Origin of the sequence: uncultured Campylobacter sp. (assembly GCF_937949835.1) — a bacterium.
Lineage (GTDB): Bacteria > Campylobacterota > Campylobacteria > Campylobacterales > Campylobacteraceae > Campylobacter_B.
This window is the reverse complement of the sequence record NZ_CALEDC010000407.1, coordinates 1-3,091: the sequence shown is the minus strand read 5'-3', so window position 1 is coordinate 3,091 and position 3,091 is coordinate 1. Positions and strand designations below refer to the sequence as shown.

Annotated in this window: 4 protein-coding genes; 2 read left to right on the top strand and 2 right to left on the bottom strand. The window is 48.5% G+C overall.

The genetic code is table 11. The features are described 5' to 3' along the window. Positions 1-713 precede the first annotated feature (713 nt). Positions 714-1,091, top strand: coding sequence for a hypothetical protein (locus Q0256_RS09220; RefSeq protein ID WP_297962409.1), 378 nt, complete (start codon positions 714-716; stop codon positions 1,089-1,091). A gap of 116 nt (positions 1,092-1,207) precedes the next feature. Continuing rightward, positions 1,208-1,948 carry a sulfite exporter TauE/SafE family protein gene (locus Q0256_RS09215; RefSeq protein WP_297962407.1) on the top strand — a complete coding sequence of 247 codons (741 nt, stop codon included), beginning with the start codon at positions 1,208-1,210 and terminating at the stop codon, positions 1,946-1,948. Between the two features lie 61 nt (positions 1,949-2,009). Here Q0256_RS09215 and Q0256_RS09210 read toward each other — a convergent pair whose 3' ends face one another. Together Q0256_RS09210 and Q0256_RS09205 are read right to left on the bottom strand one after the other, a co-directional pair. Continuing rightward, the gene (locus tag Q0256_RS09210; RefSeq protein ID WP_297962405.1) at positions 2,010-2,402 is read right to left on the bottom strand and encodes a hypothetical protein; all 393 of its coding nucleotides are present in this window, start codon (positions 2,400-2,402) and stop codon (positions 2,010-2,012) included. Beyond that, positions 2,390-2,629: a hypothetical protein gene (locus tag Q0256_RS09205; protein WP_297962403.1), complete on the bottom strand. Its 240-nt coding sequence runs from the start codon at positions 2,627-2,629 to the stop codon at positions 2,390-2,392. The genes Q0256_RS09210 and Q0256_RS09205 overlap by 13 nt, the downstream gene beginning before the upstream one ends. Between the last annotated feature and the right edge of the window lie 462 nt (positions 2,630-3,091).

The following is a 3,091-nucleotide window of genomic DNA, read 5'->3' as shown; positions in this document are numbered from 1 at the left end:
AATTTAAACGCCGCGAAATTTCAAACGCTAGTAAAATTTCACGCCCTTGTGCGCGAGCATTTAAAGACGGCGCTGTATCACAAGTATTCGCAGGGCGTCGAAACTGCGGGTAAATTTTAAAAAATTGGCAAAGCAAGATTTAAAATTTAGGCGCGGGTGCATAGCGCTCACGGATTGCACTTAGTAGTTGTAGGTTGCCGCCTAATGCTTGAGCTCTGCCGCCTAGCGGTCAAATTCCGCTGCCTAGCGAGGCTAAATTTATTTGGTTCGCATGAAATTCAGGAAGCGAGAGCCGTTGGCGGCAGCGCAAAATTTAACCCGCCCGCATAAAATTTTAAGGAGCGCACGATGCAAATGCCGTAAATTCCGCGCAGTACCTGGCGCGTATCAAGCAGGCGGAAGCTCTTTTTGAGGGGCAAAATTTTACCCGGCGCCAAACGATAAATTTAGATAGCGGATATGAGATCGTAAAGGACGCATATAAGCTCGGCGCGGCAAGCTTTGGCGGCGGCGAATACACGCTGTTTGGCGCGCCGCAGATAAAAAGCCTACGCCGCATAGACGACGGGAACGGCGGCTGCGTAGCCCATCTCAAAAGCCGCGCGATAAAAACCTGGCGCTGCATAGATGATCGGGCGGAATTTTTCAGCCTGATCCGCCACGCAAACGGCAAATTTTACCTCGTCTTTCGCCAGGATCTATACGGCTATAGCGTGCTTGAATTGGATCGCGGGCGGATCATGCGCTTCGTGCCGGACGCCTGGACGCTCGGCAAGGAGAGCTTCATTTGGGGCGGCGTGCACTATCTGCGGGATTGGGACGCGTTGGTCGTGAGCGGTTGCTACTGGGGCGCTCCAAACGGCGTGCATTTGGTGAGCTTTGCCGAGTCGATGAGCGAAGAGCAGAGATATGTCGATGTCTTAGACTGCATACAGGGCGGTTGCGACATCTACGAGCAGGCTGATTTTGCGGGCTTTGAGGGTAATGAACTGAGCCTAAAATGCTTTCGCGCGGACGCCTTGCGATATGAAAAAGTAAAAATTTCGCGCGAGCAATACCGCGAATGGATGCGCGAAGCAAAACGGCTATAAGGCTTAAATTTGCTAAATTCGCGCTTAAATTTCAAGGCTTGCAAGCGGTAAATTTTAATTACAAGCCGCAAAAGCGGAATTCAGAGAGACCAAAGGGGCTGAAATAAGGAATATGGATGTTTTTTGAATACATTTTAATCGGCGCCTGCGTAGGCTTTATCAGCGGGTTTTTCGGCATCGGCGGCGGCACGGTCGTGGTGCCCGTGATGATGCTATTTGGCTACGATGTCAAGTACGCTATCGGCATCAGCATCATGCAGATGATCTTTAGCTCGATATTCGGCTCGTTCGTAAATTTTAAAAGCAAAATGCTAGACGTCGCGCCCGCGCTGGTGCTAGGGCTCGGGGGCTTTTGCGGCGCGCTTAGCAGCGGCTTTATCGTAAGCTATTTCTCCTCAAAATTCCTTCTGGGCACGCTTATTTTGGTGCAGATCATAAATTTAATCAAACTCTTTAAAACCCCGACCGAGCCCACGGGCGAGGCCAACGAATCTAAAATTTTGCTCTTTATCGTGGGGCTGTTCGTCGGCGCCGTGGCGATCAGCGTGGGTATCGGCGGCGCGGTATTCGTGATGCCTATTTTGATCAGCTTTTTAAACTACGACATCAAAAAGGCCGTCAGCACGGGGCTGTTTTTCGTGATATTTTCCTCAAGCGCAGGCTTTCTGAGCCTTTCCGCGCACGGGCTCGTGTACTACGAAATCGGCGCGTTACTCGGCGTCGGCTCGCTAGCGGGCGTTTATGCGGGCGTCAAAACCTCGCACAAGATTGGCAAAAAAGCTCAAAAGCGCTGGATGATAGCACTTATCGTCACGATACTTTGCGTGACGATTAAAAAATTTATCGCCCTAAACTAGCGCTATTCGTTTCGCCTGTCGCGCCTAAACTAGGCCTAAAGCGTGCTTTAAATTTTAAAATTTAAACTTCGTCCGTTTGTGCAAACGATTTTTGAAATTCGTATTTGAAATAAAACGCCCACGCAAGCGGACAAAGGATTATTAAAATGACGGCTACGACTTCGGCGGCTTGCGCATGAAATATTACAAATAAGGCACCTATGTAGTTAAGAACATAAGCAAAACCCCAAAATACCGCGTTTGAGCGGTCGTTTGATATTTCGGTTGCGACCAAATAGATGCAAATGCAAATTAGCGAGGCAATCAAAAAGGCTTCAAGGACGCCTAGCTTTTGGTAGTTTACGTCCGAAGCATAATAACCCAGCGCGCAAGACGCTAAGATTGCCGCGAGTAAAATTTTGCGTAAAATTTTAAGCGATTTGACTTCGGGCGAAGCATAGATTATAGCGCGCAAAGAGCTATAAAATAGGCATCTGCGACAAAATCAAAAAATATGTAATAAGCGAATTCTCCAAATATCCCCAAATCATAGCCGCTTCCTAAAATTTTTTCATCTATGACATATAGCGTGCCGAATTTCGCCGCTAAAAAAGCGGCCGTAAGCAGTATCGGGTGTAGTAGCGCCCTGCCTGCGAGCAGGTCCGTGTAAATGCGCCTAAGGAAATTTATCAATCTTTTCACGCTAGGCTCCTTTGAGATTTCGCTTCTTGCGACGTCTTTCGTGAAATTTTCGCCCGTCTGGGTTGAGTTTAAATTTGATCTCAAATTCGGGATAAATTTTAGCTCGAGAGCTTTTAAAAACCGCTTAGCGGCAAAGGCTTAAATTTGCGTGCTTGGGAGCGGGTCGCGTATTTTGAAATTTGCACCATTCAAATCATTTCCTATCGCAAGCTGTTTACGGGCGAGCACATATTGCAAAATGCGCGGATAAAATAGGGCATCAACTAGCTCGTCCGTCCGCTCGTAGCATTTAAAATTTTTATTCGATTTTTAGTTTCGCAGCCGGCTTATCCGCGGCGGGTTTGCGCACAGCGAGGTTTGTGTGCGGCCGTCTTGCTTGCGGTATGGATTTGCATGTAGCGGGGTTTTGCGCGGCAGATTTATGCGCAGCCAGGTTGCGCGCAAGCGGCGGGGGGGTTAAAA

Bases quoted from the DNA above. Each gene is read 5' to 3' on its own strand.
- Q0256_RS09215 (WP_297962407.1), top strand. From the start codon at position 1,208: ATGTTTTTTGAATACATTTTAATCGGCGCCTGCGTAGGCTTTATCAGC.